The sequence below is a fragment of the Mesorhizobium sp. M7A.F.Ca.AU.001.01.1.1 genome (genome assembly GCF_004022735.1).
Lineage (GTDB): Bacteria > Pseudomonadota > Alphaproteobacteria > Rhizobiales > Rhizobiaceae > Mesorhizobium > Mesorhizobium ciceri.
The window spans coordinates 1-933 of the sequence record NZ_RZPF01001209.1; the positions used below are offsets into that span (position 1 = coordinate 1).

Consider the following 933-nt stretch of genomic DNA (forward strand, 5'->3'; position numbering starts at 1 on the left):
GCTATGTGCAACCGTACTTTCGCAACTCGGCAATGTTCAAAGCCATGAACCGGGCAAACATTCGCCGCTGGACGGCCGATCTTGTCGCGGCCGTCAAATCCGCCGAGTCGCAAGCCGATATCGTGGCGATTGCGGATCGGCAGAAAGCAATCGTTCGCGCGGCCGGTTGCGACATTCTGGACGCCATGGCGTTCGGCAATGCCGCCTATTGGATCGGCCGCAAGTTTCGGCCGGAGCTCTATCCGCGCGAATGGCCCTATTCGGTCGCGGCATAGGAGAAACGACAATGCCGAACCAAGCCCAAAAACGCGTTATGCAGCTGCAACGGGCAATCAAAGTCGAGACCGACAAAGGCCGCAAGCGCGCGCTGCAGTCTCGATTGCGTGACTTGTGCCATGAACTGGCGCGCCGCGACTATCGGGCAAAGCTTGCCGATCTCGGCAATATGGCCGCTTACTGAAAACCGCGCGATTGCGCAAACTGGAGTTTGAAACATGAACTATCTTGCTGACAACTCGATTACAATCAACGGCGCGCGCTACTGGTTTAGCTGGACGTCCAGCTACCAGGATGAAATTGATTACGATATTTCCGAACCGAACGGCGACCGATTCCGCGCGCATTTGCGCCGCTCACTGCCGGACTACGCGCGGCGCGGTCTCAACTATGATGCTGCCAGGCTTGAAAAACACGTTGTGGCGTCAATCGGCATTTTGCGCCGTTGCGTTGGCACAAATGCCGGCGAAATTTCCGCCGACACAATCGCCGCTTTCGATGCCTGGCGCGCGCGGGAATATGATCGGCAAATGTCAACCATGATAAGCCAGCCGCACCGCTACGGCGACGAGGCGAGCTTGTGCGCAAGCTTTCCCGCGCCGTTGCCGGTCTATGCCGGCCGCTGGACAAGCGAAAGCGGCTGGACGCGCGTTGAAC

3 protein-coding genes are annotated in these 933 nt (G+C 58.4%); all 3 read left to right on the forward strand.

What is annotated here, in order from left to right:
* Window positions 1–275: hypothetical protein (locus tag EN884_RS37130; protein ID WP_206617770.1), on the forward strand; the 275-nt coding region annotated here is incomplete at its 5' end.
* An 11-nt stretch (window positions 276–286) separates the two neighbouring features.
* Window positions 287–460, forward strand: a complete 174-nt coding sequence (locus EN884_RS38870) for a hypothetical protein (RefSeq protein ID WP_158515790.1) — start codon at window positions 287–289, stop codon at window positions 458–460.
* 34 nt (window positions 461–494) lie between these two features.
* Window positions 495–933: hypothetical protein (locus tag EN884_RS37135; RefSeq protein WP_164895469.1), on the forward strand; the 439-nt coding region annotated here is incomplete at its 3' end.